Annotated in this window: 21 protein-coding genes; 3 read left to right on the forward strand and 18 right to left on the reverse strand. The window is 64.4% G+C overall.

What is annotated here, in order from left to right; all coding sequences use genetic code 11:
- Nucleotides 1-276 precede the first annotated feature (276 nt).
- From HZB53_09500 to HZB53_09510, 3 genes are all read left to right on the forward strand, one after another.
- Nucleotides 277-780: a zinc ribbon domain-containing protein gene (locus HZB53_09500; protein MBI5877874.1), complete on the forward strand. Its 504-nt coding sequence runs from the start codon at nt 277-279 to the stop codon at nt 778-780.
- An 86-nt stretch (nt 781-866) separates the two neighbouring features.
- The gene (locus tag HZB53_09505) at nt 867-1,124 is read left to right on the forward strand and encodes a UPF0175 family protein (protein ID MBI5877875.1); all 258 of its coding nucleotides are present in this window, start codon (nt 867-869) and stop codon (nt 1,122-1,124) included.
- A complete protein-coding gene (locus HZB53_09510) occupies nt 1,117-1,614 on the forward strand; it encodes a DUF3368 domain-containing protein (protein ID MBI5877876.1) in 498 nt (165 codons plus the stop codon). The genes HZB53_09505 and HZB53_09510 overlap by 8 nt, the downstream gene beginning before the upstream one ends.
- Before the next feature lie 81 nt (nt 1,615-1,695).
- On the opposite strand, the gene HZB53_09515 is transcribed toward HZB53_09510, so the two are convergent.
- The 18 genes from HZB53_09515 to HZB53_09600 all read right to left on the reverse strand — a co-directional run bounded on the left by HZB53_09515 (nt 1,696) and on the right by HZB53_09600 (nt 24,699).
- Nucleotides 1,696-2,340: a nucleotidyl transferase AbiEii/AbiGii toxin family protein gene (locus tag HZB53_09515; GenBank protein MBI5877877.1), complete on the reverse strand. Its 645-nt coding sequence runs from the start codon at nt 2,338-2,340 to the stop codon at nt 1,696-1,698.
- A 7-nt stretch (nt 2,341-2,347) separates the two neighbouring features.
- Nucleotides 2,348-3,334 (reverse strand): Gfo/Idh/MocA family oxidoreductase, encoded by a 987-nt coding sequence (locus HZB53_09520; protein ID MBI5877878.1) that lies wholly within the window; start codon nt 3,332-3,334, stop codon nt 2,348-2,350.
- Between the two features lie 7 nt (nt 3,335-3,341).
- Nucleotides 3,342-4,607 carry a DUF4032 domain-containing protein gene (locus HZB53_09525; GenBank protein ID MBI5877879.1) on the reverse strand — a complete coding sequence of 422 codons (1,266 nt, stop codon included), beginning with the start codon at nt 4,605-4,607 and terminating at the stop codon, nt 3,342-3,344.
- A 268-nt stretch (nt 4,608-4,875) separates the two neighbouring features.
- Nucleotides 4,876-5,931, reverse strand: coding sequence for a membrane dipeptidase (locus tag HZB53_09530; GenBank protein ID MBI5877880.1), 1,056 nt, complete (start codon nt 5,929-5,931; stop codon nt 4,876-4,878).
- Between the two features lie 29 nt (nt 5,932-5,960).
- Entirely contained in the window at nt 5,961-6,845 is an 885-nt protein-coding gene (locus tag HZB53_09535; protein ID MBI5877881.1) for an amidohydrolase, read from the reverse strand.
- Nucleotides 6,846-6,942: 97 nt separating this feature from the next.
- Entirely contained in the window at nt 6,943-8,643 is a 1,701-nt protein-coding gene (locus tag HZB53_09540; GenBank protein ID MBI5877882.1) for a CocE/NonD family hydrolase, read from the reverse strand.
- A 135-nt stretch (nt 8,644-8,778) separates the two neighbouring features.
- Nucleotides 8,779-10,278, reverse strand: coding sequence for a M81 family metallopeptidase (locus HZB53_09545; GenBank protein ID MBI5877883.1), 1,500 nt, complete (start codon nt 10,276-10,278; stop codon nt 8,779-8,781).
- Nucleotides 10,279-10,409: 131 nt separating this feature from the next.
- Entirely contained in the window at nt 10,410-11,408 is a 999-nt protein-coding gene (locus HZB53_09550; protein ID MBI5877884.1) for a succinylglutamate desuccinylase/aspartoacylase family protein, read from the reverse strand.
- Nucleotides 11,409-11,497: 89 nt separating this feature from the next.
- Nucleotides 11,498-11,998, reverse strand: coding sequence for a hypothetical protein (locus tag HZB53_09555; GenBank protein ID MBI5877885.1), 501 nt, complete (start codon nt 11,996-11,998; stop codon nt 11,498-11,500).
- A 47-nt stretch (nt 11,999-12,045) separates the two neighbouring features.
- Nucleotides 12,046-12,660 carry a dihydrofolate reductase family protein gene (locus HZB53_09560; GenBank protein MBI5877886.1) on the reverse strand — a complete coding sequence of 205 codons (615 nt, stop codon included), beginning with the start codon at nt 12,658-12,660 and terminating at the stop codon, nt 12,046-12,048.
- A gap of 90 nt (nt 12,661-12,750) precedes the next feature.
- Nucleotides 12,751-14,667 (reverse strand): CocE/NonD family hydrolase, encoded by a 1,917-nt coding sequence (locus tag HZB53_09565; GenBank protein ID MBI5877887.1) that lies wholly within the window; start codon nt 14,665-14,667, stop codon nt 12,751-12,753.
- Nucleotides 14,668-15,144: 477 nt separating this feature from the next.
- Nucleotides 15,145-15,978 (reverse strand): MBL fold metallo-hydrolase, encoded by an 834-nt coding sequence (locus tag HZB53_09570; protein ID MBI5877888.1) that lies wholly within the window; start codon nt 15,976-15,978, stop codon nt 15,145-15,147.
- Between the two features lie 451 nt (nt 15,979-16,429).
- Nucleotides 16,430-17,824 carry an SUMF1/EgtB/PvdO family nonheme iron enzyme gene (locus HZB53_09575; GenBank protein ID MBI5877889.1) on the reverse strand — a complete coding sequence of 465 codons (1,395 nt, stop codon included), beginning with the start codon at nt 17,822-17,824 and terminating at the stop codon, nt 16,430-16,432.
- Nucleotides 17,825-18,116: 292 nt separating this feature from the next.
- Entirely contained in the window at nt 18,117-19,094 is a 978-nt protein-coding gene (locus tag HZB53_09580) for an SDR family oxidoreductase (GenBank protein MBI5877890.1), read from the reverse strand.
- A 52-nt stretch (nt 19,095-19,146) separates the two neighbouring features.
- The gene (locus HZB53_09585; GenBank protein MBI5877891.1) at nt 19,147-20,328 is read right to left on the reverse strand and encodes an FAD-binding oxidoreductase; all 1,182 of its coding nucleotides are present in this window, start codon (nt 20,326-20,328) and stop codon (nt 19,147-19,149) included.
- 298 nt (nt 20,329-20,626) lie between these two features.
- The gene (locus HZB53_09590; protein ID MBI5877892.1) at nt 20,627-21,022 is read right to left on the reverse strand and encodes a nucleoside 2-deoxyribosyltransferase; all 396 of its coding nucleotides are present in this window, start codon (nt 21,020-21,022) and stop codon (nt 20,627-20,629) included.
- A gap of 239 nt (nt 21,023-21,261) precedes the next feature.
- Complete coding sequence (locus tag HZB53_09595) at nt 21,262-23,208, reverse strand: CocE/NonD family hydrolase (protein ID MBI5877893.1); 1,947 nt, start codon at nt 23,206-23,208, stop codon at nt 21,262-21,264.
- 438 nt (nt 23,209-23,646) lie between these two features.
- Nucleotides 23,647-24,699, reverse strand: coding sequence for a phospholipase D family protein (locus HZB53_09600; GenBank protein MBI5877894.1), 1,053 nt, complete (start codon nt 24,697-24,699; stop codon nt 23,647-23,649).
- Nucleotides 24,700-24,738: the final 39 nt, after the last annotated feature.

Below are 24,738 nucleotides of genomic sequence, written 5' to 3' on the forward strand. Positions count from 1 at the left end.
CGGGGAGGTGCGCGGCGGCTGCGCCGCCGCGCACCTCCCCTTAGAAAGTCGCCCCCTCCCAACAAAGTTGGGAGGGGGTCGGGGGGAGGGCAACGCCGCTTACTTGTCGAGCCAGCGTGCGTGACAAGCACCAGAGGGCCAAGTTCATGGCAAGCCGGCATTGGACAGTACGCGTCCAAAGCCAAATTGAGAATTGCTGCGGTCAATCGATGATTCGTGCATCGATTTGCCCGCATGGTATAATCCTAGATAATACCGGATCAAGGATGAATGGGGATGCAAGTCAATTTCGGGCTGTTGTTGCAGATTATGATCGCGCTGATTGGCGCGTATATCGTCGCGTTTACGGCGGCGCTGATCATCTGGACCTTCCGCGATATTCGCTCGCGTTCGCGCGACATCTTCGCGCAACTGCTGGCGACGCTCATGGTGGCGATCTTCAACCTGCCGGGGCTGTTCCTGTATTACATCCTGCGGCCGAAAGAGACGCTGGCCGATGCGTACGAGCGCGAACTGGCCGAAGAAGCGCTGCTGCAGGACATCGAGGAGAAGCAGGCGTGCCCGTCGTGCCACCACGTCATCATGCCGGACTACCAGGTCTGCCCGCACTGCCACACCCGCCTGAAGAAAGAGTGCCAGAACTGCAAGAAGCTGCTGCATCTGAAGTGGAACCTGTGCCCGTACTGCGGCCACGTGCCGAGCGAACTGGCGATCTCGACGCCGACGACCAGCACGAAGCTGGCGCCGCCCGAACCGCTGACGATCGAGCGCGGCGCGTAACGAGATAAAACACGCGGGGCCGGTGATGAACCGGCCCCGTTTTGAATACTGCGACCATGCAGGTGACGGCGCATGGAGGGTGATCAATGGATCTGGTCAATGTAACAGTTACGTTGCCCCGTGATGTGTTCTCGGCGCTACGGCAAGACCCAGACCATTTTGTGGCCGAAATGCGGTTGGCCGCGGCCGTGAAATGGTACGAAATGCGCTTGGTATCCCAGGCGAAAGCCGCCGAGATCGCGGGATTGCCTCGCGCCGGTTTCATCGATGCGTTGGGGCGTTTCAGCGTAACGCCGTTCCAGTACGATGCCGATGATATCATCGAGGAAGTCCGCATTGAGTGAGGACTGGGTTGTCAATTCGTCGCCCTTGATTGCGCTCGCACGAATCGGGCAGACGCGCCTATTAGGCCAACTTGCCCGGAAGGCCATCATTCCGCGCGCTGTGGCACGGGAGATCGAGGCAGGCGCAACCGACGACCCGGCGCGACTGGCGCTGGCAGCCGGCGAGCTTGAAATCGTGGAGTCCCCGCCACTGGAGCCTGAACTGATAGCGTGGGACCTGGGCGCGGGCGAAACCGCTGTGCTGGCGCTAGCTCTGCAAGACCAGCGATGGACGGCGATCATTGATGATGCTCAAGCGCGGCGCTGTGCGCGCAGCCTGTCGGTGCCGGTCAAAGGCACACTCGCGGTGATCATTCTGGCCAAACAGCGCGGATTCATCACATCCGCTGCCGCACTTTTGCGGGAACTGCGCCGCGCGGGCTTTCGGCTCGATGACAGAACAATACGCCAGGCGTTGGCCCACACTACTGGCGAGTCGTGGGATGATTAATGGAACGCGTTATGCGATGCAGGGGCCGATGATGAACCGACCCCGTTTCGTTTTGCCTGAAATCACGCTCGCCGCGTTCAACTACATATCCCGCGCAGCCGCCTGCGCCAAATCCCATAAACGGCGATATTCCGCGCGGACGCTGGCGTCCAGCCGCTCGTCGAAATCCGCAGGTAGCTGCAGCGCCTCGATCAGACGCTGCACGTCGCCCAGGTCGCGCAGTGCGCGGTGCGGTGCGGAGAGCCCCGAAGCCAGTTTCAGCTCAATCAGCTTCTCCAGCTCGATCAACCGGATGCCATCGCGCTCCAGGCTGGCATCCGATGGTCGCGGGAACACAACCGGTTTGGGCTTGCCGTCGCCCGGATACTCGCCAGTCGTCACAATTTCGATCTTGACGCCCGTCGCGGTATCACGAAATGCCCTGGTAGCGCCTGGAAACGCGGGACGATAGCCGCGCCCGACGAGCCGTTCGTTGAAGGCCGCCAGCGCCTCGCGGGTGAGCAGCACGTCGACATCCTCGGTAAAACGGCGCACACCATGGGCAACCAGCGCCATCCCACCAATCAGCGCATATTCGATACCTTCCTCGCGCAGGCGCAAGGCCAACTGCCGGAGCGTGACGTAAATTGCGCCCTCTTGCATGAAGAATTCACTCCCTTCACGGAAGTCTTCCCAGATCGAGCGTTTTTGCGCCTGCGCGGCAGGCAACGGAACAACAGTGCTCATGCGGTTATTATAACGCCAATGGCAGGCGTACCCGCTCGCCGTCGTTCGCGGCGCTGCGGTACACCGCCTCGACCAGTTCGATCGCGCGGTAGCCGTCGTCCGCGTTGACGGCGGGCGGCGTGCCGTTCAGGATCGAATCCACGAACAGGCGATCCTCCTCGAGGTAACCCCATTTCTGCGGCAGCGGCAGTTGGTAGAAGTCGTGCGTGATTACGTCTTCGGCCAGCCGCACCGAATGCGTCACCTTCTCCATCTCCTGCGTCACGATCTGCGCGTGCGCGCCGTAGAGCTCGATCATCTCGAACGGGAACGCCCAGGTCGTGTGCGCGCACGAGGCGAACGTCGCAAATTGCCCGCCGGCGAACGAGAGCAGCATCGTGAAGTTGTCGATCTCGCCATAGACGCGCGCCGCGCCGCGGCACTCGATCTCCGTGATCTCGCCGATCAGCCAGCGCGCCATGTCGAGCAGGTGCACGGTCGTCTCATACAGGAAGCCGCCCGTCACCGCTTTGTCCCCGACCCACGGCGGGTTCTGCAGTTCGCCACGATTCATTTTGATGTGCGCCGAAGTCACCGTGAAGCCCTGCGCCAGCGCGCGCTTGCAGTACTGGTAGACCGGCGCGAAGCGGCGGTTGTGCCCGACCTGATAGATGCCCTTGGCCTTCTGCGCCGCCGCGCGGATCTGGCGCGCATCGGGCAGGGTCGTCGCCATCGGCTTTTCGCTGAAGACGTGCAGGCCCGCGTCCAGCGCGGCCAGCACCGCCTCGGTGTGCATGGTGTTTGGCGTCGTCACATAGACGGCGTCCACCCCCGCGCCAAGCAGTTCGCGCGCCGAACTGAAGGCGCGCGCCTGCGCGCTGTGCGCCAGCGCATCCGCTTTCTCGCGCGCGGCGTCGGCCACCGCCACGATCTTAACGCGCGGGTCGGCGGCCAGCAGCTTCGCGTGGGTGCCGCCCATATAGCCGCACCCGATAATCCCGATGTTGAGAGTCATATCGCTCCTATAACGGTGGTTCGTCGCCGCCATCGTCGTCCGGCGGCTCGCTGTCCGCAGGCCGGTGAAGGCGCGCCCATTCAATGTAGTCCGCAATCGCCGGCTCCATGCCGACGTCGTGCCGGGCCTGCTCCGACATGAACCATTTGTGCTCCAGCACCTCGCAGTACAGTTCCGGCACGTCGCTATGACTGTCGATCAGCGGCGCCAGCTTGCGCACCGTCGGGCTGTAGACCTCCTCCAGCCAGCGGTATGCGGCGTTGCTCAGCGGCACGCTGCGGTTCAACTCGCGCTGCAGCGATGCGCGGTATTCATAGATGTCGTTGAGGATGTGCTTGGCTTGCACATCGGTTGCGCGGATGGCGGTCAGCCTGTGCAACTGGCGCGCATGGTAGTTGCGGTCGGCGACGATCGCGCGCAGCTTGAGCTGGCTGCCGTCGGCGGTCGGCAGCAGTTCGATCTCGTCCACCCAGAAGCCGAGGTTGTTCAGCGCGCGCACTCGTTCGCGGATGCGGTAGCGTTCCGTCGGCGCGATCACTTCCTCGCGCGTGATCTCCTTCCATAACTGCTCGTAGCGCTGGATGATCCGCCGGCCGGTATCATACACGTCGAGATCCTCGGCGCGCTCCATCAGCGCGGCGAGATCGCCCAGTTCGCCGCTGACGTTCTCTTCCATGATCATCAAATCGGTCTGACGCTGGCCCTTGGAGAGCGTCTCGTGCATCTCGGAGGTTTCGGCGTCCACGACGTACGCTTGCAGCGCGTCGGCGTCGCGGCGGAAGAGCGTGTTGGAGAGCGAGCAGTCGCCCCAATAGAAGCCGGCCAGGTGCAGGCGCACCAGCAGCCCGGCGATAGTGCCGAGCAGGCGGTTGCGGTAACGCGCCAGGCCGGGGCGCATGAACAGCAGGCGGTACGGCAGCGAGCCATCGAGGTAGCGCGTGATCAGCACGCTGGCCGCTTCGCCGTCCTCGGTGTGGCGCACGTGGGCGTGGCCGACGGGGCTGACGACCGGCAGGCGCGCCGACTCCATCGCGCGCAGCGTCTGGTACTCGCGCTCGGCGATGTCAGGCGGCAGTTCCTTGACGGCGTAGATCGCATCGTCGTAGTTCACGAAGACGACCTCATGCCGCGAGATGCCGCGCTGGACCTGCACCAGCCGCGCGGTGTACGCCGGCCATTCGGCCAGCGGCGCGTGCCACGGCAGGTCGAGGAAGTCGGGCGCACCGGGCCGCACCCGCAGGTCGAGCAGCGCAGAAGGCGCGGAGTTGGTCATGGGAGTATTGTAGCGCAGGGGACGGGTTTCAGGGAACAGGGATCGGGGCTCAGGGAACAGGCAGAAGCGTTCGGAACACGAACAACTCGAAAACACACAAGACCCGCGAAAGAGCATGTTCCATTCGCGGGGTTTGCATTGTGTGGCAGGAGGCCCGAACTGCACCCTTCGACAGGCTCAGGGTGCGTATCGCCCCGACCAAAGCGAGCCATGAGAGATCTCTGCCCCTGAGCCCCGATCCCTGATCCCTGCTCCCCGATCCCTGTCGCTACTTCCACACCTGCTCGAACACCCGCATAAAGTTCTCGCCCAGGATGCCGCGCACGTCGCGCTCGCTGTAGCCGCGCTTCTGCAGGCGCGCGATCACGTTCACGATCTCCGGATACGCGCTGAAGCCGCGCACCGCGCGCAGCGGCGAGCGCACGTTCGAGGTGACGTAGGTCTGGTACTCGTCCCACACGCCGCCGAAGTAGTCCGGCGCACCCCATGGATCGTGTTTGTGGTCGGGGTAGGTGCCGAGGCTGCTGTCGGTGCCGATGCCGATGTGGTCGCTGTTGCCGAGCAGTTGCGCGATGTAGTCGATCGCCCCGACGAAGTCGTCAACCGTCGGGCGCGTACGGCTGCCGGCCTTCATCACCAGCGGGCCCCACGACACCGCGCCGATCACGCCGCCCTTGGCGGCGCACGCCTTGATCTGCTCGTCATCGATGTTGCGCGCATTGTCCACGATGCCGCGCGGGTTGCTGTGGCTGAACACGCACGGCAGGTGGCTGCGCTCGATCATCTCCAGGCTGGAGCGGCGGCCGATATGCGTGCCGTCGAGCAGCAGCCCGACGCGGTTGCACTCGTCCACCACCAACTCGCCGAACTTCGTCAGGCCGCTGTCGGCGCGGTCGAGCGCGCCGCCGCAGATCAGGTTCGACGCGTTGTAGGCCGGCAGCATCATGCGCAGGCCGAGCCGGTAGAACGCCTCGACGCGGTGCAGCTTGTTGCCGATGAAGTCGCCGTCCTGCGCGGCGAGGATGATCGCCGCCTTGCCCTCGGCTTTGGCGCGGCGAATGTCGGCGGCGCTGGTGGCGATCAGCACGTTGGCGTTCTGGCGCGCCAGCAGGTGGAAATACATCAGCCCTTCCAGCGCCACGTCGACCGTGACGTTGGGGTCCCACGCCGTGGCGGCATAGGCGGTGACGCCGTGCCGGTGCGCGTTGGGCGTGTCGGCATCGGGCCACCACTGCATGCAGGTATCCACGAACAGGTACGGGATGTCCTGCTCGAGAAGCGGGTGAAAGCCTTTGTTCGGTCGTTCGGGTTGCTCGGTGGTCATCGTTGGCTCCTGTGTAGTGCGGCCGGGCGTCAGCGGTCGAGGCCGAGCAGGCCGAGCGCGTCGCGGTGGATGATCTTTTCGATCTCGTCCTCCGGCACGCGCGGCAGCTTCGTCCCCTCGAGGATCTCGTTGACGCGGCGCGTGCCGTCAATCGTCTCCTGCGGCAGGGCGATCGGGTAGTCGCTGCCGAACAGCAGCTTGGGCAGCACGCTCCATTCCGTCGCCAGCCGCAATGCATTATACATCGACCAGGGGCGGAAGAATTGCGCCGAGATGTCGGCGTAGACGTTGGGGTGCTTGCGGATCACGACGATCGTGTCGATCTGCCATGGGTGGCCGATGTGCGCCATGACGATCTTCAGCTTCGGGAAGGCGATGGCGATGCGGTCGACGTACAGCGGGTACGCCTCTTCGAGCGGCGCGAACTGCACCGGCGAGGTGCCCATGTGGAACAGGATCGGCAGGCCCAACTGCTCGGCTTTGCGGTACACGGCGAACGCGTTCGCGCCGAGCAGTTTGCCGCGCTGGTAGTTCAGGCCGAGCTTGAGGCCGCGCAGTCCCAGTTCGCGCTGGCAGCGCTCGATCTCGTTGAGCGCGTTGGGGTCGTCGGGATGCACGGAACCGAAGCCGATCACACGGCCATCGTGCTCGCGCGCGAACTCCGCGACCGCGTTGTTGACCTCGACCGCCGGGCCGAAGATGTCGTACTGCCCCTTCAGGTCGTCCGGCGTCGCGGGGTAGGTCGCGATGCTGAACGCCAGCGCGTAATCCACAACCGACAGCTCTTGCTGCTCGTACTCCGCCCACGTGCTCGGCAGGCTGACCGCCTTATCGGGGCGCCAGGGCGGCGCTTCAGCGGTGTCCGGTTTGCCTTCACGCGAGCGCGGCGGGTGCGTATGGACGTCGATGATCATGGTTCCCCCGATGCAGGTAGGGGCGAAGCATTCGCAAGCATTGCGGTTTTTGCCGGAAGCCAATCGCCGCGAATGCTTCGCCCCTATGGATAATCATTCACGAAACCACCGGCAGCATGATGCGCGACGGGCGCGCGGCATCGTGAAAGACCGTGTTGTATGCCGTCTGCGGTGTCGCCGATGCGGCGTTGTTCAGCGCGCCGTCGTTCAGGTTGCGGTCGAAACGCGGGAAGCTGCTGGACGTGACCGCCACGCGAATGCGATGGCCCGCCTTGAACGTGTTGGCCGTCGCCCACAGGTCGACGGTCAGTTCGTGCACCTGGTTCGGCTCCAGCAGTTGCGGCTCCGTCGCCGAGCGGGCGAAGCGGGCGCGCAGGATGCCGTCGCACAACAGGCGCGAGCAGCCGTCGGGGTGCACATCGGTCAGCCGCACGACCCAGTCGGTGTCCGGCGCAGTCGACATGCCGTGCAGGATGCACTTCACGTCGCCGATAATCGTCAGGTCCGCGCTCAGCGGTTCGCTCGTGTAGACCAGACAGCGCGACTCGATCGGCCGCTGGTCAAAGGAGCCGCCGGGGAGGCCGAGCGTGTTGCCGCCGCGCGTCGGCACCGGGTCGAGCGGGTCGTAAACGTATCCGTCGGCGTGCTCCGCGCCGGATGGCGCGTCCGGCGTCAACTGCCCGCCGTCGCGCAGGTGCCACGCCGCATCATGAGCGCCTGGCACCGGATATTCGTCGAAGCCGCGCCAACGGTTCTCGCCCATCACGAACAACTGCACCGGTTGCTCGCCCGGCACGCCGTTCGGCGCGCCTTTCAACCAGTGGTCGAACCACGGCAAGCGAATGGCGTTGTAATCGCGGGTCGAATCCGCGCCGAAATCGATCTCGCCCTGCGTCCCGGTCGCCATGTTCCACGGCCCGTGAATCCACGGGCCCACCAGCAGGCGCTGGGCGGCGCGCGCGGCGGGCGTGCGCGCCTTCTGCCGCGTGCCGACGTAGTTCTTCAGCGTGCCGGCGAGAAAGATGTCGAACCAGCCGCCGAGGTGCACGATCGGCGTCTCGATCTCCTGGAACTTCTGGTCGATGTTCCACGGCCACCAGAACGGCCCATCCGCCGGATTGGCGAGGTAGTCGTTGTACCAGTCGTCCAGCCCGGCGACAAGCGGGTTGGGGTACAGCGGTAGATGGCCGTACCACTGTGCGATATCGGCCAGCGCGCCTTCCACCTGCCCGCGGCGCGCGGCGCGCTCTTCGTCGGGCGCGCCGGCGGCCAATCCATCCTTCGTGCGCGCCAGCGTCCACGAGAGCATGAAGCCGAGCTCGAACGCGCCGCCGTGATAGACCCACTCGTCGCGGTAGTTGGCGGACGATTCGCGCGAGTACAGCGCGCGCAGGTGCGGCGGGCGCGTCGGGGCGGCGCGGTACTGTGTCGCGCCGGCGTAGGAGCCGCCGATCATGCCGACGCTGCCGTTACACCACGGCTGCGCCGCCATCCACTCGATCGTGTCGTAACCGTCGCGGTTCGGCCCCCAGCCATCGTCGTGGAACGGGATGAACTTCCCGCCCGACTTGAAGCGGCCGCGCACATCCTGCACCAGCACGGCGTAACCGTGCGCGGCGAAGAACTTTGGCCCGCCGACCTGCATCTCCGGGGAGTTCTCTTTGTTGTACGGCGTCCGCTCGACGAGCGCGGGGAACGGGCCGTCGCCGTCCGGCAGGAACAGGTCGCCGCGCAGGATCGTGCCATCGCGCATGCGCTGTTCGAGGTCTTTCCGGATGGTGTACGTCGAATCACTCATGATGCTGGTTGCTCCTGTCTGTCCGAGATGAGGGCGCATTGCAAAACAATTCGGCGCCGCAATGCATCGCTCAGCCAAAGACGTAGGGACAGGTCTCTGACCTGTCCAGGCGGCGCGTGCTGACAACCGGTTGCGCTACCCCTTGCGCTGAAAGATCTTGACCTTCGGCTTGTAGGCCACGTTCCCGTCAAGCGGGAAGACCGGGCGCTTCGTCTTGACGTGCCCGAGGCTCTTCAGGTTAGCGCTGGTCGCGCCGGGCGCGTCCACGTCGACGTAGCGCGCGGCCCACGCCTTGAACATATGGTGCTCGCAGTGCGGCGACTTGACGACGACGCAGTCGAAGCGCTGCGGGTCCTGCCCGTGCGCGTAGAACAGCGAGCGGTCGTACAGGCTGACCGGGCGCGTGGTCGCGATGATCGTGTGGTTGCCGCACGCCAGCACGGCGGTGTGGCCGGCGCGGAACAGCGCGCGCGTCGTCTCGCCGTAATGGTCGCCGTCGGAGAGCATGCGCACGCGCGCCTTCATCGGCAGCGGCGTGTAGCGCGCCGGATCGAGCGCGCCGCCCAGCGTGACATCAATCGTCGCGCCGACGCCGGCCTTGAAGGCGGCCGCCACCGCCGGCGGGTCGACGATCGGCAGCAGCGCGCGGCCTTTGTATCCGGCATCGATCAGCGCGCGCAACATCGCATTGCTGTCGCCGCTGGCGCCCGAGCTCGGCGCGTCGGCGGCATCGACCAGCACGGTCGTGCCGGTCGTCGTCTCGCATGCGATGCGGGCCGCGTCGGCCAGGCTGGTCAGCGGCACGCGCATGCGTTCGTGGTATTCCCAGAACATGTCGGCCAGGTTGGCCGCTTCGCGCCCGGCGCGCTCGGCGTCGCCGTCGGTCACGACGAGGCTGTTGGAGCGCAGGTCAGGCACATCGGTGAACGGGTTGCCCCAGAACATGCCGGCCGACAGGCCGCCCGCGCTCGCCTCGATCGCCTGCGCCGCCTGAATGACGTGGCGGATTGAGCCAGTGGCGGTGATCATCTCGTCGCCGCGCACCAGTGCCGGCACCGCCACGCTCGCCATGACCGGCTTGACCTCGCCGGCCATGATGCGCAGCAGCAGCTTCGCGGCGCGCGCGCCGGTCTCGAAGAAATCGACGTGCGGGTAGGTGTGATAGACCACGATGGCATCGCTGTGCATCATCATGCGGTCGGTCAGGATGCCGTGCAGGTCGAGCGAGACCACGATCGGCACGCGCTCGCCGAGAATCTTGCGCGCCTCCTGCAGCAGATAGCCCTCCGGGTCGTCCTCGCCCTCCGACGACATCGCGCCGTGCAGAGAGAAATATACGCCGTCCACCGGCGGTGCGGCGCGCAGGGCGTCGAGGAACTCGGCGGCGACGCGCTGCCAGTCGGCTGCGGCCAGCGTGCCGCCCGACGTGATGGCGCGCGCGCTGAGGGTTGGCACGAGGACGATGTCGGACAGCGGGTCGAAGACGCTGCATGCACCGCCCGTCTCGTCGCGGGTGCGGCGATGATAGGTCAACAGGTCGGCGCCGCGAAAAATGATAAAGTCGCCATAGTGGCTCGCGACCGGGTTGAAGGACGACACTTCCTGCCGGCACTCGGCCACCAGTATTTTGGGCATACGATCTCCGATTATTTGGTAGGGGCGGACCGGCGTGTCCGCCCTTAAGAGGGCCGACACATCGGTCGGCCCCTACGTGACGCCCGGATCGGGCGGACGCAAGTCCCCGCCCATGCAAAACCATGCGCCGGTTACGCCGGGCGCACGATGGTGGCGACGTTGTCGCCCTGCTTCGTCAGCGGGAAGGCGCGGCGGCAGATCAGCATGCCGCTGGTAAGCGCCTTGACTGGCGTTGGCTCCGCGAACGGCTGCTCGAACGAATGCACGACGCCGAGCAGATCACCTGTCTTCACCTGCTCGCCCATCTCGACGCGCGGCTCGTATATGCCGCTCACCGGCGCCATGACGTAGTCGTCGCGCTCGTCGGCGGCGACGATCTGCGGCGGGCGGGCCGGCGCCTCGACCTTGCCGTCGAGGATGCCGCGCGACTTCAGTACGTTCTGCACGCCGCGCTCCGCGATGTGGACCATCTCCTTGCTGAACTGCGACGCGCTGCCGATCTCCGTGCCGAGCGTCACCTTGCCGAGCGACTCGGCGTAGCCGGGCAGGAGTCCCTCGCCGCCGACGTCGCGGTAGATGAAGACGTATGACGCGCCCCAGACCATGCCCGCGTCGAGCATCTGCTGCATCTGCTTCGCGTTCGGCACGCGGTGCATGTTGACCGACGGCATGAAGTGCGCCGAGCGTCCGCCCGAATGGATGTCGATCACCATTTCGGCCAGCGGGAACAGCACCTGCGAGACGTAATGCGCGATCATGCCAGTGATCGTGTCGTTGCGCTGGCCGGGGAAGGCGCGGTTCATGTTGCGCCCATCGAGCGGCGAGAGGCGCGTGCCGTTCTCGGCGGCCGGGCGGTTCAGCATCGGCAGCATGATGATGCGCCCCTGCACCTGCTCCGGCTGGATGCGGCGCGCGAGGTTCATCAGCGAGACCTGCCCCTCGTACTCGTCGCCGTGGTTGCCGCCGAACAGCACCACCGTGGGGCCAGAGCCGTTCTTGATGACGGCCAGCGGCAGGTAGTAGTTCGCCCAGCCCGACGTGTTCAGCGACTGCGGGATGCCGATCCAGCCGAGTTGCTTGCCGTTCTGCTCGTAGTCGATATCGGTGAACAACTGCGTGTCAACAGTCATGCATGGCTCCTGTGATGGAATTTGGAACACGAAAGACGCGAAAGGGCGCGAAAGGTACGAAAACAAAATCGCTTCCCCCTCAGGTCCATTCATTGCTGCCGGTTTGCGAATGGCAACTTCCCATAGATCAGCTTGAACTCTTCCAGTAGACGGCGCTCAACCTGCCGCGCGTCGGCTGATCCAGTTGGTTTCCAACTGACAAGCAACGGGTTACTGTCTTCAAGTTGCCAAATCAAGCGTCCACCCCAATGGCTCGCTGCTTCGCCTTCACCAAACTTCATGTAACTTCGCACACGTTTTCGCAGCGTGTTGGCAGAAGTTCCGCCGCCAGCCTGACCGATGTAGAGGACCACGGTCTGGTCAATCCAGTTGTCCCGCAAGAACACAGTGGGTACCGTAGGGTCTTTTCCTTTGAACCAACCGCCCTTGTTCTTGGGCAGCAGGCGAGGCGGCTGAAGTGAATCCCGAAGTATGACATACACACCCGCCACTTCAGGAATTTCACTGGTACCGATTGCCTGAAGGGTTCTGGTCGTCTTGAAACCGACAAAGCCGGCCTGTTTCACGGCGTCCGCCGAATCGAATTGCATTCCCGCGCCCTCCTTTCGGCATAAGTGAGTGGCTGTATGCGCTCTGTCTACGCTTTCCTGTAATCCACCTCGTAGCAGGCCAGTATGTTGCCCGAGCCCTGCCATGAGCGGGTGTGCAGCAATTTCAGCGACACGGGCGGGCGGCCATCGAAGATCGGCGTGCCCGCGCCGGCGATCACGGGAAAGAACGTTAGGTGCAGTTCGTCGACCAGACCGTGCGCCAGCAGATCATTCCAGAGCAGGCGACTCAAGAGCACCAGGATGTCTTTGCCAGGCTGCTGTTTTAGCGCGGCGATCTCATTGTAAGCATCTGCCCGTTTGATGATGCGCGTATTTTCCCAGGGCGCTAACTCTTCCGTGGTCAGGATATCCGAAATAACCAGCTTCTCGATGGAGTTCATGAGTCCCGCAATCTCATGCCTGACCGCAGTGGCATTGGGATCAGTTGCCACACCCGGCCAAAAACCTTTGTTGCTCAAAAAAGCCGTGTGACTCAACAGCAGGAAATCGGCCGCGCGCAGGCGCTCGGCGCTGTATTCATCGAAGTGCTGGTCGCCCGCGTACGCCTGGTGATAATAGTCGAACAGCGAGTCGATGCGCTTGCCCGGCCCTTCGTAGTAGCCATCCAGCGTGACGAAATTGTTCACAATCAGTTTGCGCATGCTTCACCTCTATTGCTCTTGTAGGCCGACTTACAGCCAGCCCTGCTGCTGGCACCGGTTGACCGTTCACTGTTCACGTCTGACTACTGGCTACTGACCGCTGACGACTGGTAGCACCACAACCGACGTGTGCGCCGCGTCGCTATACACCGCGTTGTGCGCCGGCTGCGACCCGGTGTGCCGCCCGAGCGGCTCGCCCGTGTTCGGGTTCAGGTCGAAGCGCGGGAAGTTGCTGCTCGCAATGTCGATGCGGATGCGATGCGCTGGCACGAACAGGTTGCTCGTCGGCGGCAATTCGATCGTGACCTCGACGATCTCGCCGGGCGTCATCAGCTTCTCGCGCTCGAACGACTCACGGAAACGGCAGCGGATGATCGAATCGCACAGGTACAGGTCGTAGCCTTCCGGGTAGTCCGCGCTCGGCGGGTAGACGTCGATCAGCTTCGCCGTGAAGTCGGTGTCGGGCGCTGACGACGAGATCCAAAGGTGCACTTTGATTGATCCGGTCAGTTCGACCGCCTCGGCCAGCGGCGCGGTTTGGTAAACGAGCACGTCGGGGCGCATCGAGAGCGGCAGATACGGCGGCTTGCAGCCAACAATGCCGGGCGCGGCCTGCTGATGCAGCGGCCCGTCCTGCACGATCTGGCGCATGCGCGCCCACGGCGGGAAGTATTTCTCCCAGAACGGGTCCATCGCCTGCCCGAACTTGATCTCCTCGAAGAAGCCGGTCACCGGACCGCAGATTGTCGGCACCGGGTCGGTCGGGTCGCACGTAAAGCGGCGCGGCGAGGCGTCGGCTTTAGGCGTGCGGGTGGACAGCGAACCGTCGCCGTGCAGATAGTAGGTCGTGGGGTGCATGCGCGCCAATGGCCACTCGCGCTCGGTGCGCCAGTGCCCGCCATGATCAAGGTGCCCCTGCGCGGTCTTGCGTCCGCTGCCGCCGCCCATCACGAAGATGCGCACGGGCGGGTCGTTCTCGACGCCGTTGTCGTCGCCCTTCAGCCAGTGGTCGTACCAGCGCAGTTGCGCGGCATTGTACGCGCCAAAGCCCCAGCGCCCCTCAGCGCCGAAGTCCATGTCGCCGATGTATGTGTTGTCGGTGCGCATGCCCATGTGCGTCCACGGCCCGATGACGAGCCGCTGGGGCGCGCGCTTCTGCTGCGACAGCGCCGCGAAGGCATAGGTCGCCGCGTCCACGTACGGGTCGTACCAGCCGCTGGTGTACGTGCCGGGAATGTCGGCGTGCCGGTCGTAGTAGCGCGTGAAGTCGTTGAACTCGGCCGACCAGAACTCGTCGTACGATCCGCGCGTGTAGTAGTTGAAGAGCGTTTCTTCCAGTTCGGGCACGCCGGCCAGCGGCGTGTGCCCCGGCTTGAACGGCGTCGCGTAAACGAGCTCGCGCATCTGCGCCATCGCCGCCCAGATGCGGCGGCGCAGGGCCGGGTCCTCCACCGCCGCTTGCGAGTCCTGCGCGTGCAGGAACAGCGCGCCGAACATGTGCAACTGCATCGCGCCGCCGCAGCGCACCTGGTGGCGGTACGAGTTGTTCGGCGCGACGTCCGGCCAGATGGCGGTCAGGTGCGGCGGGCTGTGCAGCGCGGCGTGCGTTTGCACGAGGCCGGGATGCGAACTGCCGACCATGCCGATTTTGCCGTTCGACCACGACTGAGCGGCGATCCACTCGATCGTGTCGTAGCCGTCCATGCCCTCGTGCGGGTTGGCGGTATGGCGGTACTGGCCGCGGCCCTCGGAGTTGTAGCGCCCGCGCAGGTCCTGCTGCACGGTCACGTAGCCGCGCGGCGTGAAGTAGTTGGCGACTGTTTCGACATAGCGCACCGCCGACTTGTCGTACGACGTGCGGATCAGGATCGTCGCATGCGCGCCGGGCACGCGCTCGCCGTCGCGCGCAGGATAGTAGATGTCCGTCGCGAGGCGCACGCCGTCGCGCATCAGAACCATCACGTCCTTGGCGATGATGATGCCATATAGCGAATCTACCTGGGTCATGGCCGTTTCCCTGCTATCTGCGAGTAACGTCGATCTTAACGAACCAAAGCACCTTGTCCTGCTGAGTGCGAAGGCGGTGTCGCCGGCTTGATGAACGCATCGCGCACGAAGCACCTGAGCTGTTCGTCACAAATTGCAGGTTGCAGATAGTAGCCTCTTCGCGAGCGTAGGGCGCGCGGGAGGCCCTGGTGCCACCTTCGCGCTCAGAGTGACCACCTTTGGCGCGGGCAACCATCAACATCTCGTTGCGCTCTCGCGGCGAAAGACCTAATACTGTTTTCTGATGAGTATGTCCCCAAGCGATTGTTGTATGTGTCAGTACTGTATAGCAATCGCCGCCCCAATCCCCAATCAGCTTTTCCCCTTCTCCCCCGCGCGCGGGAGAGAAGGGGCCAGGGGATGAGGGGGTGACAGCCACACTTACCATCAGGTATGGGGACATAATCAAACTGAAACAGTATAACGCGAATATCATTCCTAATTCGCGCCGATTCGCGTTACTCGCGGATCAACCGCCTCCGAGCACTCAAGGGTCAGCAGGTCCTGCGCGACGATAATCTCGCCGTCGAACTCGGTGCAGCTCTCCGCCAGCACTTCCGCGTCCGTGCTCATCGGCGACAGGTGCGTCAGCACCAATCGCTTCGCTCCGGCCATGCGCGCGATGCGCGCCGCCTGTGCCGGCGTCGCGTGGCGGTTCTGCTGGTACGCCAGCCGCTCCGGCGTGTACGCGGACATGCGCGACGCGGTCAACTGCCCGTCGTGAATCAGGATATCCGCGCCGCGCGCGAACTCCGCCAGCGGCTCGTGGTAGCCGGTGTCGCCGCTGTGTACGATCATCTGCCCTTCTGCGCGGAAGCGCAGGGCGAACGTCTCAACGCTGTGTCGCACCGGCAGGGCGTCGATCGTCAGCTCGGGGCAGGCGAAGACTGTGCCCGTGCCGTACTCGATGATGCGTATCTCAGACGGCCAGGTCTGCGCATGCGCGTCGGGGTCGAGCGTGCCGTAGAACTGCGTGACCATCTCCACCATGCGCCGTGTGCCGCTTGGCCCCCAGACCGACAACTGTTTGCGCCCCTGCATCATGCCGCCCGATGCAAACGCCGCGAACCCAAGCGTATGATCGGAATGCAGGTGCGTGAAGATGACGTGCCGCACGTCGCCCGGCTGGATGCCCGCGCGCAGCATCTGCCACGCCGCGTCGCCGCCGCAGTCGAGCAGCCACGGCCCTAGCGGCGTCTGCACCACGCTGGCCGACGGATGGCGCGCCGGGTTCGGGATGTGCGTGCCCGTGCCGAGCAGGGTGACTTTCACGCGCAACCACCACTATGCCGCCGTAGCGCTTCGGTCGCGGCTTCGGCCACCGTGCCGGTCGCGTCGCACAGCGAGTACGCCGTGCGGTAGAGCGCCGGCGCCATCTCGCCGGTGATCGGGTCAACGGTCATAGGTCACTATCCACGAAGAAATACCAGATTGTCCGCGAATAACGCGAATGAATGCGAAACAATTTCAGTCCCCGTCATTTCAATGGTTGTCATGCCGGCATGCGTTGCCCGCTGGCCCGAAGCCAGCGGGCCAGCGGGCGGTTAACGCTCAGCGGCTTGAGGCCGCTGAGCACCGCCGGCATCCACAACCACATGTAAGAAACCCGCAGACCCCTGACGCGACTGCCTGGATTCCGGCTTGCGCCGGAATGACAATCAGCGCCGTGCCGCGACTGCACCGTTGCACCACTTGCACCAATTCGCGCTATTCGCTGACCGCTCTATATTGCGACCCGGAAGCCGATATGCTCGCGCCGCCGCGCCGGATAGCTCAGGCTGCGCGCGTCACAGCGCACGTAGCGCGCGCTCCGGCTGGCGAACGAGCCGCCGCGCAGCACGCGCTGCTCCGGCGACGCCGGGTCCTCGCGGCCGTCGCCTGCGTCGTAAGGATATGGCCGGTAGACGGAATTGACCCACTCCCAGACGTTGCCCGCCATATCGAGCGCACTGTACGGGCTTGCGCCAGCCGGGTATTGCCCGACCGGCATCGTCGCAGCCCGCTTGGTGCCGCGCCGGAAATTGAGCCGCGTCGCGTCGGGCCGCGCATCGCCCCACGGATATGCGCGCCCGTCCGTGCCGCGTGCCGCCTTCTCCCACTCGGCCTCACTCGGCAAGCGTCCGCCAGCCCACGCGCAGAACGCCTGCGCGTCGTGCCAGTCCACGTAAGTGACCGGGTGCTGTTCTTTGCCCGGCGGCGGCGCGCCGCCGCGCCAGTGCGCAGGCGTTGCATGGCCCGTCGCGGCGACGAACTGCGTGTATTCCGCGTTCGTCACCGCCGTCTGCGCGATACGGAATTCGGGCAGGCAAACGGTCTGCAACGCCGCATGCTCATCCTGCGCGTCGCTGCCCATCAGGAACTCGCCCGCCGGCACTTCCACCAGATCGAGCCCATCGCGTGGCGCATCGGCTGCGATGCGGAACCCGATGTACACGTCGCGCGCACCCGCTTCGATGCCGGTGCGGTCGGCACAGCGGACGCCGCGCGCGTCGTGGTTGTACGTCCCGCCGCGCACAACGCGCCGGGCTGCGCTCGCCGGGTTCTCGCGCCCATCGCCCGGGTCGTAGGGGTACGGCCGATAGGCGGAACTCGTCCACTCCCAGACGTTGCCCGCCAGGTCGAGCGCGCCGCACACGCTCGCGCCGCGCGGGTACTGCCCAACGGCCATCGTCCCCTGCGCGGCGGGCGACACACCGAAGACGTTGCCGTTGAAGTGACAGCGCGTCGCATCGGGCGCATCGTCACCCCACGGCCACAGCCGCCCATCGTCGCCGCGCGCCGCCTTCTCCCACTCGGCCTCGCTCGGCAATCGCGCGCCGGCCCAGGCGCAGTACGCCTGCGCGTCGTGCCAGTCCACATAAGTGACCGGATGCGCGGCCTTGTCTGCCGGCATCCTGCCGCCGGGCCAGTGACCGGGCGGCGGGTGGCCTGTCGCCTGCACGAAGGCGCGGTATTGCGCGTTCGTGACCGGCATGCGGCCAATAACGAACGCGGACAACTCGACGCGCTGTTGCGGCATCTCGTTGCGGTATGGCGCCGCGTCCGCGAGCGGGCCGCTGCCCATCAGGAACTCGCCCGCCGGGACTGTCAGCCAGGTCGGAGCATAAGACACTGTCATGTGGAAAGGAGCGTTCTGGTGATCACCCACATCGACCAGACCTCGCGGGTTTTGAGAACCCACGAGGTCCTGACCATGTGTCCGGTGTCAGTCATCGTGTGCCGTCAAAACCATATTCGCCACGGAGACACAGAGACACAAAGAAGACCTTCCTTGGTTCTTCATTTGCGCTCTTTGCGTGCTTTGCGGTGAAAGCCGTTGCCGCGCCGATACGCACCGCCTGTTTTTGCTCGCCCATGACTTGGTCGCAGATCACCCTTGGGATTTGGACGTTGGGGGTTGGGATTTGTCGTTACGCCATCGCATTGGCTACGTCGATACGGCCCCTGGCGACCAGGTCACGGAAGGCGCTGATCGTCTCGCGCACGCCGTCGATCAGCGGCGTGTACTTCAGGCCGGGCACGAACGCGCGCAGCGCTGCGTCGTCCAGGAACGACGGCACCGCCAGCGGCGCGCCGGTTATCGTCACCTGCGAGTCGTGCACGGTCTCGGCGATCGCGTCGACGACTTCCTGTACTTTCACGTTGCTGCCGCCGAGGTTGAATACACGCGCGCCGCCGCTCGGCGTGTCAGCGCAGCCGATGAGCGCGCGCGCTGCGTCGCCGGCCAGCACGAACGTGCCCGCGCCGCCGTAGGTGATTGTATACGGTTTGCCGATTGCCGCCGACAGCATCGCCTTGGTCGGCAGGGAGGTCATGCCGCGGTCGCGGCCCAGCCCGTACACGGTATGCGGGCGCAGGCCGACAGTCGGCACGCCGTTGTCCTGCCAGTAGATGCGCGCGTTGCCCTCGTTGGCGAACTTGTAGACGCCGTAGTGTGTGGCGGGCGCGAGAATCGCGCTCTCGGTCAGCGCGCCCTCGCCGTACATGCTGGCCGGGCCGTAGACGGCGGCCGAACTGGTGTAGACGACCTGCTTGACGAGGTCCTTGTGTCGCGCGGCCGTCTCGAGGACGTTGACCGTGCCGGTCACGTTGACGATCGCGCCGCGCACCGGGTCGGCGCGGCAGAACGGCACCTGCAGGGCGGCCAGGTGGATGATGTGCGTGATGCCGTTGTCGACCACGACCTTCTCCACCTGCGCGAAGTCGCCTATGTCGCCCTTGACGAGCTTGATCTGCGCCAGCGCCTCGTCGCTCATCAGCAACTTGAGCCGCAGCGGGTCGGTGCTCAGGTCGAAGCCGACGGCGTGTTGCCCCTGCTTCGTCAGTTCGTGGATTGTCCAGGCGCCGATGCAACCCATCACGCCAGTCACCAGATAACGGTTGGTCATAATCAACCTCCTGTGTTGCAGTGTAGGGGCGCATTGCGATGCGCCCGATTTGCTAACCCAACGTCTGCACAGTATACGCCGCGTGTGCGCCGATCAATTTACCTGCGACAAAGCGCATCGGGCTGAACAGGTTGATGTCCACGAGCGACGCGCGGCCGTCCAGCGCCTGCTCGCACAGCATCTGCCCGATCACCGGGCTCAGCTTGAAACCGTGGCCGCTAAAGCCGGCGGCGACGATCAGTCCATCGATGCCGGGCAGCGGGCCGAGCATCGGCTGGAGGTCGGGCGTGCAGTCGTACACGCCGGTGAAGCCGCCGTTGAGCGTCGCGTCGCCCATGTCGTGGAAGCGGTGATGGAACCGCTCGGCCATCATCAGCAGTTCGCTGCGATCCGCCGCTCGCTCGGCCTCGACCTCCGGGTCCACGTGCCCTTCGTCGGCGGCGGTCGTGCCGACGAGCGTCAACTCGCTGCCCTCCGGCCGGTAGTAGCTGCCGGAGACGCGATCCGAGACGATTGGGTGCGGCGCGCCGAACGCAGCGGCGCGCTGGACGATCGCCATATTGTGCCGCACCGGCTTGATCGGCGCGTCGAAGCCGAGCGGCGCGAGCAGTTCCTTCGCGCGGAACCCGGCGGCGACAATGGTCAGCCCGGCCTCGATCGTGCCGCGGTCGGTCTCGACGCCGCGCACCCGCCCGCCCGAGTGAATCAATCGCCGCACGGTCGGGCCGATCTGGATCGTCGCGCCGGCCGCGCGCGCCGCCTCGCTGAAGGCGACCGCCGTGCCGTGCGGGTCGGCGTAGCCCGACTCCGGCTCCCAGGCCGCCGCGCCGACGCCCTCGACGTTGATGCGCGGCTCCAGTTTGCGGATGGTCTCGGGCAGCAGCACCTCGGCGTTGATGCCGAGCGAGCGGTGCATCTCGACGTTGGAGCGGATCGCGTCGACGTCGCGCGGGCCGATCAGCGCGAGGAAGCCGGTGCGGCGGAAGCCGCTCTCGCCGCCGACGATCTCACCGAAGCGCTCGAAGATGCGCAGGGCGGCCAGCGCCATGCGCGCCGGCGCTTCGTGCGTGTAGTGCGTGCGCACGATCGCCGACGACTTGCCGGTCGCGCCCATCGCGATGCCGTGCTTCTCGACGAGCATCACGCGCCCAGCCTTGCGCCGCGCGAGGTGCATCGCCGTGCTCGTGCCGGTGCACCCGCCGCCGATGACGAGAAAGTCTGTCGTTTCGGTCATAGGTCAGTCCTCTGAATACAAAACGTTATCCGCGAATAACGCGAATCGATCGATTGTTGAACAAGTCCCAGATTGTCGTGTATGTCCTGTGCACGGCGGCTACGTCGCCGTCCGCCGCGGTGCGGCGGGCACAGGATGAAGCGCGGAGGTCATGCTTCCGCGTGGGAGCTATGCAAGCGCGAACCACCTGAATCGCCGCATTTCAGATCCTTTGCGCGCGTTGCATCAGCAAGGCGCTGCGTTTTGCGTCCGCGCTCAGGATGACAGTTTTGCTTTCGCGCCCAGTGGCTTTGTCTGGCTACTGCGTCATCGTGCGGAAGAACGCGGCCAGCTCCGCCGGGTTGTCGTATTCCTGCACCGCGCGCGAGATGCCGCGCAGCGTCTCCGATATGTCCGAACCGCGAAGCGCGACCGTGACGACCGGGATGCCGCGCGCGTGCGCGTAACCCGCCTCGATCCCGACGCCGACACCCTTCTCCGTCAGATCGATCACCACCAGGTCACACAATTCGATCAGCGCGAACGTCTCGCGCATCAGGTCGTCCGGCGCGAACGAGAACGCGCCCCACTGCTCAAGGTCGCGCGCCACGACCGCCGTATCCCACCCGGCGGCCGCGAGCGCGGCGCACAACGCCTCGATCAGCAGCCGGTTTGCCTGATCGGCATGATATTTGATGGCGACGTAAGCCTTCATCGCAAGGAGTTATCCGCGAATAACACGAATGAACGCGAATCGAAAACCTGCTGAATGTGCCCCGGGCTTTGGATCCTTCGCCTGCGTCGCGGCGTTCTCACTCGTACGGCTCGTCATTCCGACATGGTTTTGGCCGGAATTCACAGTTGGCACGCGCCATATACTCGCCAGAGTGGATGCCGGCTAACAACATGCCGGCATGACGCTCGGGGTGCCGCCCACTGTTCACCGTTGACCATTCACTGCTCACTGTCTTCTGACGACTGACTTCTGACTACTGGTAACACCACATGCGACGGGTGCGCGGCGTCCACATAGACGCTGTTGTGCGCCGGCTGCATGTGTGTGTGCCGCCCCATCGGCTCGCCCGTGTTCGGGTTGCGGTCGAAGCGCGGGAAGTTGCTGCTCGATATGTCGATGCGGATGCGATGCCCCGCCTTGAACAGGTTGCTCGTCGGCGCGAGGTCGATCTGCACCGGCGCGACCTCGCCCGGCGTTAGCATCTCCTCGCGCTCCCACGAGTTGCGGTAGCGGCAGCGGATGATCGAGTCGACCAGGTTCAAGTGATAGCCGCCCGGGTAGTCCGCGTTCGGCGGGTAGACGTCCACGAGCTTGGCCGTGAAGTCGGTGTCGGGCGCTGACGACGCGATCCAGAGCTTGACGGTGATCGGTCCGGTCAGTTCCACGTCGGCGGCGAGCGGCGGCGTCTGGAAGACGAGCACGTCGGGGCGCATCGACAGCGGCATGTATGGCGGCTCGGCGGCGACCATGCCCGGCCCCGGCTGCTGGTGCATGCCGCCCTCGACGACGATGCTGCGCAGGCGCAGTTGCAGCGAGATGTTGCGGCCCCAGAACGGGTCAAGCCCGTCGCCGAGCTTGATCAGTTCCATCAGGCCGCTGGAACTCGCGCCGAGCGTCGGCACCGGATGGTCCGGGTCATAAGTGTACCGGCGCGGCGCGGAGTCGGCCGCGGGCGCATCGGTGGAGAGCGCGCCGTCGCCGTGCAGGTAGTACGTCGCCGGCCGCATACGCGCCAGCGGCCACTCCTGCTCGTCGCGCCAGCGGCCGCCGTGGTCGAGCTTGCCGAGCGCGGTCTTGCGTCCGCTGCCGCCGCCCATCACGAAGAGTCGCACCGGCGGGTCGTTTTCCACGCCGTTGTCCTCGCCCTTCAGCGTTGCGGAGCGAAGCGGAGCATCAGAATTGTTCCGCTCGCGGTCCCTGTCAGGGGACAGCCAGCGGTCGTACCAGCGCAACTGCGCCGCGAAGTAGCGCCCGTTGCCCCACGCGCCATCCGCGCCGTAATCCACGTCGCCGGAATAGGTGATGCCGTTGCGCATGCCGGTGTGCGTCCATGGCCCCATGATCAGCTTCGCGGGCGCCTTGTTCTGCGCGCGCATGGCGTTGAAGTACTGCGGCGTCGCGTCGGCGAACAGGTCGTACCAGCCGCCGGTCAGCATCACCGGGATATCGGCGTGGCGGTCGAAGTGGCGCGCGAAGTCGTTGGCCTCCTGCGCCCAGTAGTCGTCGTATGTGCCGCGCGTGGCGTAGTCGATCAACACCTGCTCCAGGTTCGGGATGACGGCCAGCGCGGTGTGTCCGGGCTTGAACGGAAGCGTATAGACCAGTTCGCGCATCTGCTCCATTGCCCAGACGATCGACTCGAAGATCGCCGGGTCGTCGCGCGCCTCCTGCGACTCGACGGCATGCACGAACAGCGCGCCGAACATCTGCAGTTGCTGCGCGCCGCCGCGCCGCGCCTGGTGCACGTAGCTGTTGATCGGCATCACGTCGGGCCAGATTGCGGTCAGGTGCGGCGGGCGATGCAGGGCGGCGCGCGTCTGCGTCAGGCCGGGGAACGAACTGCCGACCATGCCGGTCTTGCCGTTGCTCCACGCCTGCGCGGCGATCCACTCGATCGTGTCGTAGCCGTCGTCGCCTTCGCCGGGGTTGACGACGTGATGATACTGGCCGCGCCCCTCGGAATCATAGCGCCCGCGCAGGTCCTGCAGGATGGTCGCGTAGCCGTGCGGCGTGAAGAACTCGGCGATCTCGACGTAGCGCGCCGCGCTCTTGTCGTACGGCGTGCGGCAGACGATCGCCGGGAAGCGCCCGGGCGCAAGCGCGCCGTCCTGCGCCGGTAGATAGACATCAGAAGCGAGCCGCACCCCGTCGCGCATGGGAATCATGACGTTCTTGAATTTGGCCAAGGCGTATGATGGTTTCAACGGAAACTCTCAATCATCTTTCCGCTAATAACGCGAATCTGCGCGAATCAAACGACAGATGCACGCTCAACTCTTTGGAACACGAAACACACGGAATGACGCGAAGGGCGCGAAAGAAACCCCGCCGCGAGCGAGCGGTGCGCCGCATGCTGCGGCTTCCTTTCGTGTTTCTCGCGTGCTTTCGCGGTTTTCGTGTTCCAAGCCGTCCCGCACCCCGTCGCGCATGGGAATCATGACGTTCTTGAATTTGGCCAGGGCGTATGGAGGTGTGGTCATAAGTGTGTTATGGCGTTGGGCCGTTTGGAACGCGAACGGCACGAAACAGCGCGAGATGCGCGAAACAAACCATGTCACAACTGAGCAGCGCGCTGCATGTTGCGGCTTTCGTGTTCCGATGCCCTACCACGTCTTCAGCACTTGATTCTTCTTCAGATGACACAATTCACACAGAACTTTGAGTTGTTCTTGAGTCAGAACAGGGTCTTTCTTAATGCGATCCCAAGTTAGCCCGATCTGTTTCAATTCCTGCTTTACCAAAGAATACTTGCGCCGCTGCCCATTTCCAATCTGAGAGTGTGCGATGAAATAGGTTCCATCGTCTGTCTTCAATTGGATCGTATCTTCGATACGTCGAAACTGTACCTGAAACGTGTGATAGCTCGCCCTGATAATCTCAACGATTACACCGGCATCCCGAATACGCTCAAACCATGCCTTTCTCGGATAACAAATGTAATCCCACCCTTTAGATGTCCAATCGGTATTGTCTCGGACTTGCTTCGCTGTCGTTTTCGATACATCATCCGAGACAAACGCTATGCGCGGACGTGCTGTCCTTGAGGGCATACGTGGAGTTCGATCTTCTTTTTGGAGCAAGGAGGCGATCTTGTTATCTTGAGCAGACGGAGTGAATCTTTTCGGGGGCCGCTCTACCTTTTGATAATTGCGTAGGAATTGTCGAGTAAGTGGAAAAGATTCCTTGCCCCAAAGGCTATTGAATTCCCGCGTGAGCACTTTTGATATTACTTCACTTCGTTTGGCAGAAATCTTCACAGAAAGTTCGCCCGATGCATGTAATCCATCGTCTGTCAGATTTGCAGACCCAACATACAGTCGCATTGATTGTCCTTTACTAAATAGATAGAGCTTCCAATGGAAACGCCTGTTCCTCGCGATTCTGATCTCAACTTGATTCGGCTTTTCGGTTTGAAGCGCGAAGAGCTTGTTGAGTGCCGATGGCGCTGTAAACCTCTGATAGAGTCCAACAACTACTCGCACCTTGGATGAAGGCTTTCTATGCAACATATCGCGGATTTGGCCTTCGATTTCGCGGCAAGCTGACAGCGAGGTAAAAGCTGTAGCAATGCCAACATTAGTAGCCCAATCAAGACCGTCACCGATTTCGTATGACATGGTCGCTGGCCCACGGTTAGGAATAACCTCAATTCTCATGCAATGTCTCCTGTGCGACTATGTCGCGATCCAGTCGCG

It is taken from the genome of Chloroflexota bacterium, from assembly GCA_016235055.1.
GTDB lineage: Bacteria > Chloroflexota > Anaerolineae > JACRMK01 > JACRMK01 > JACRMK01.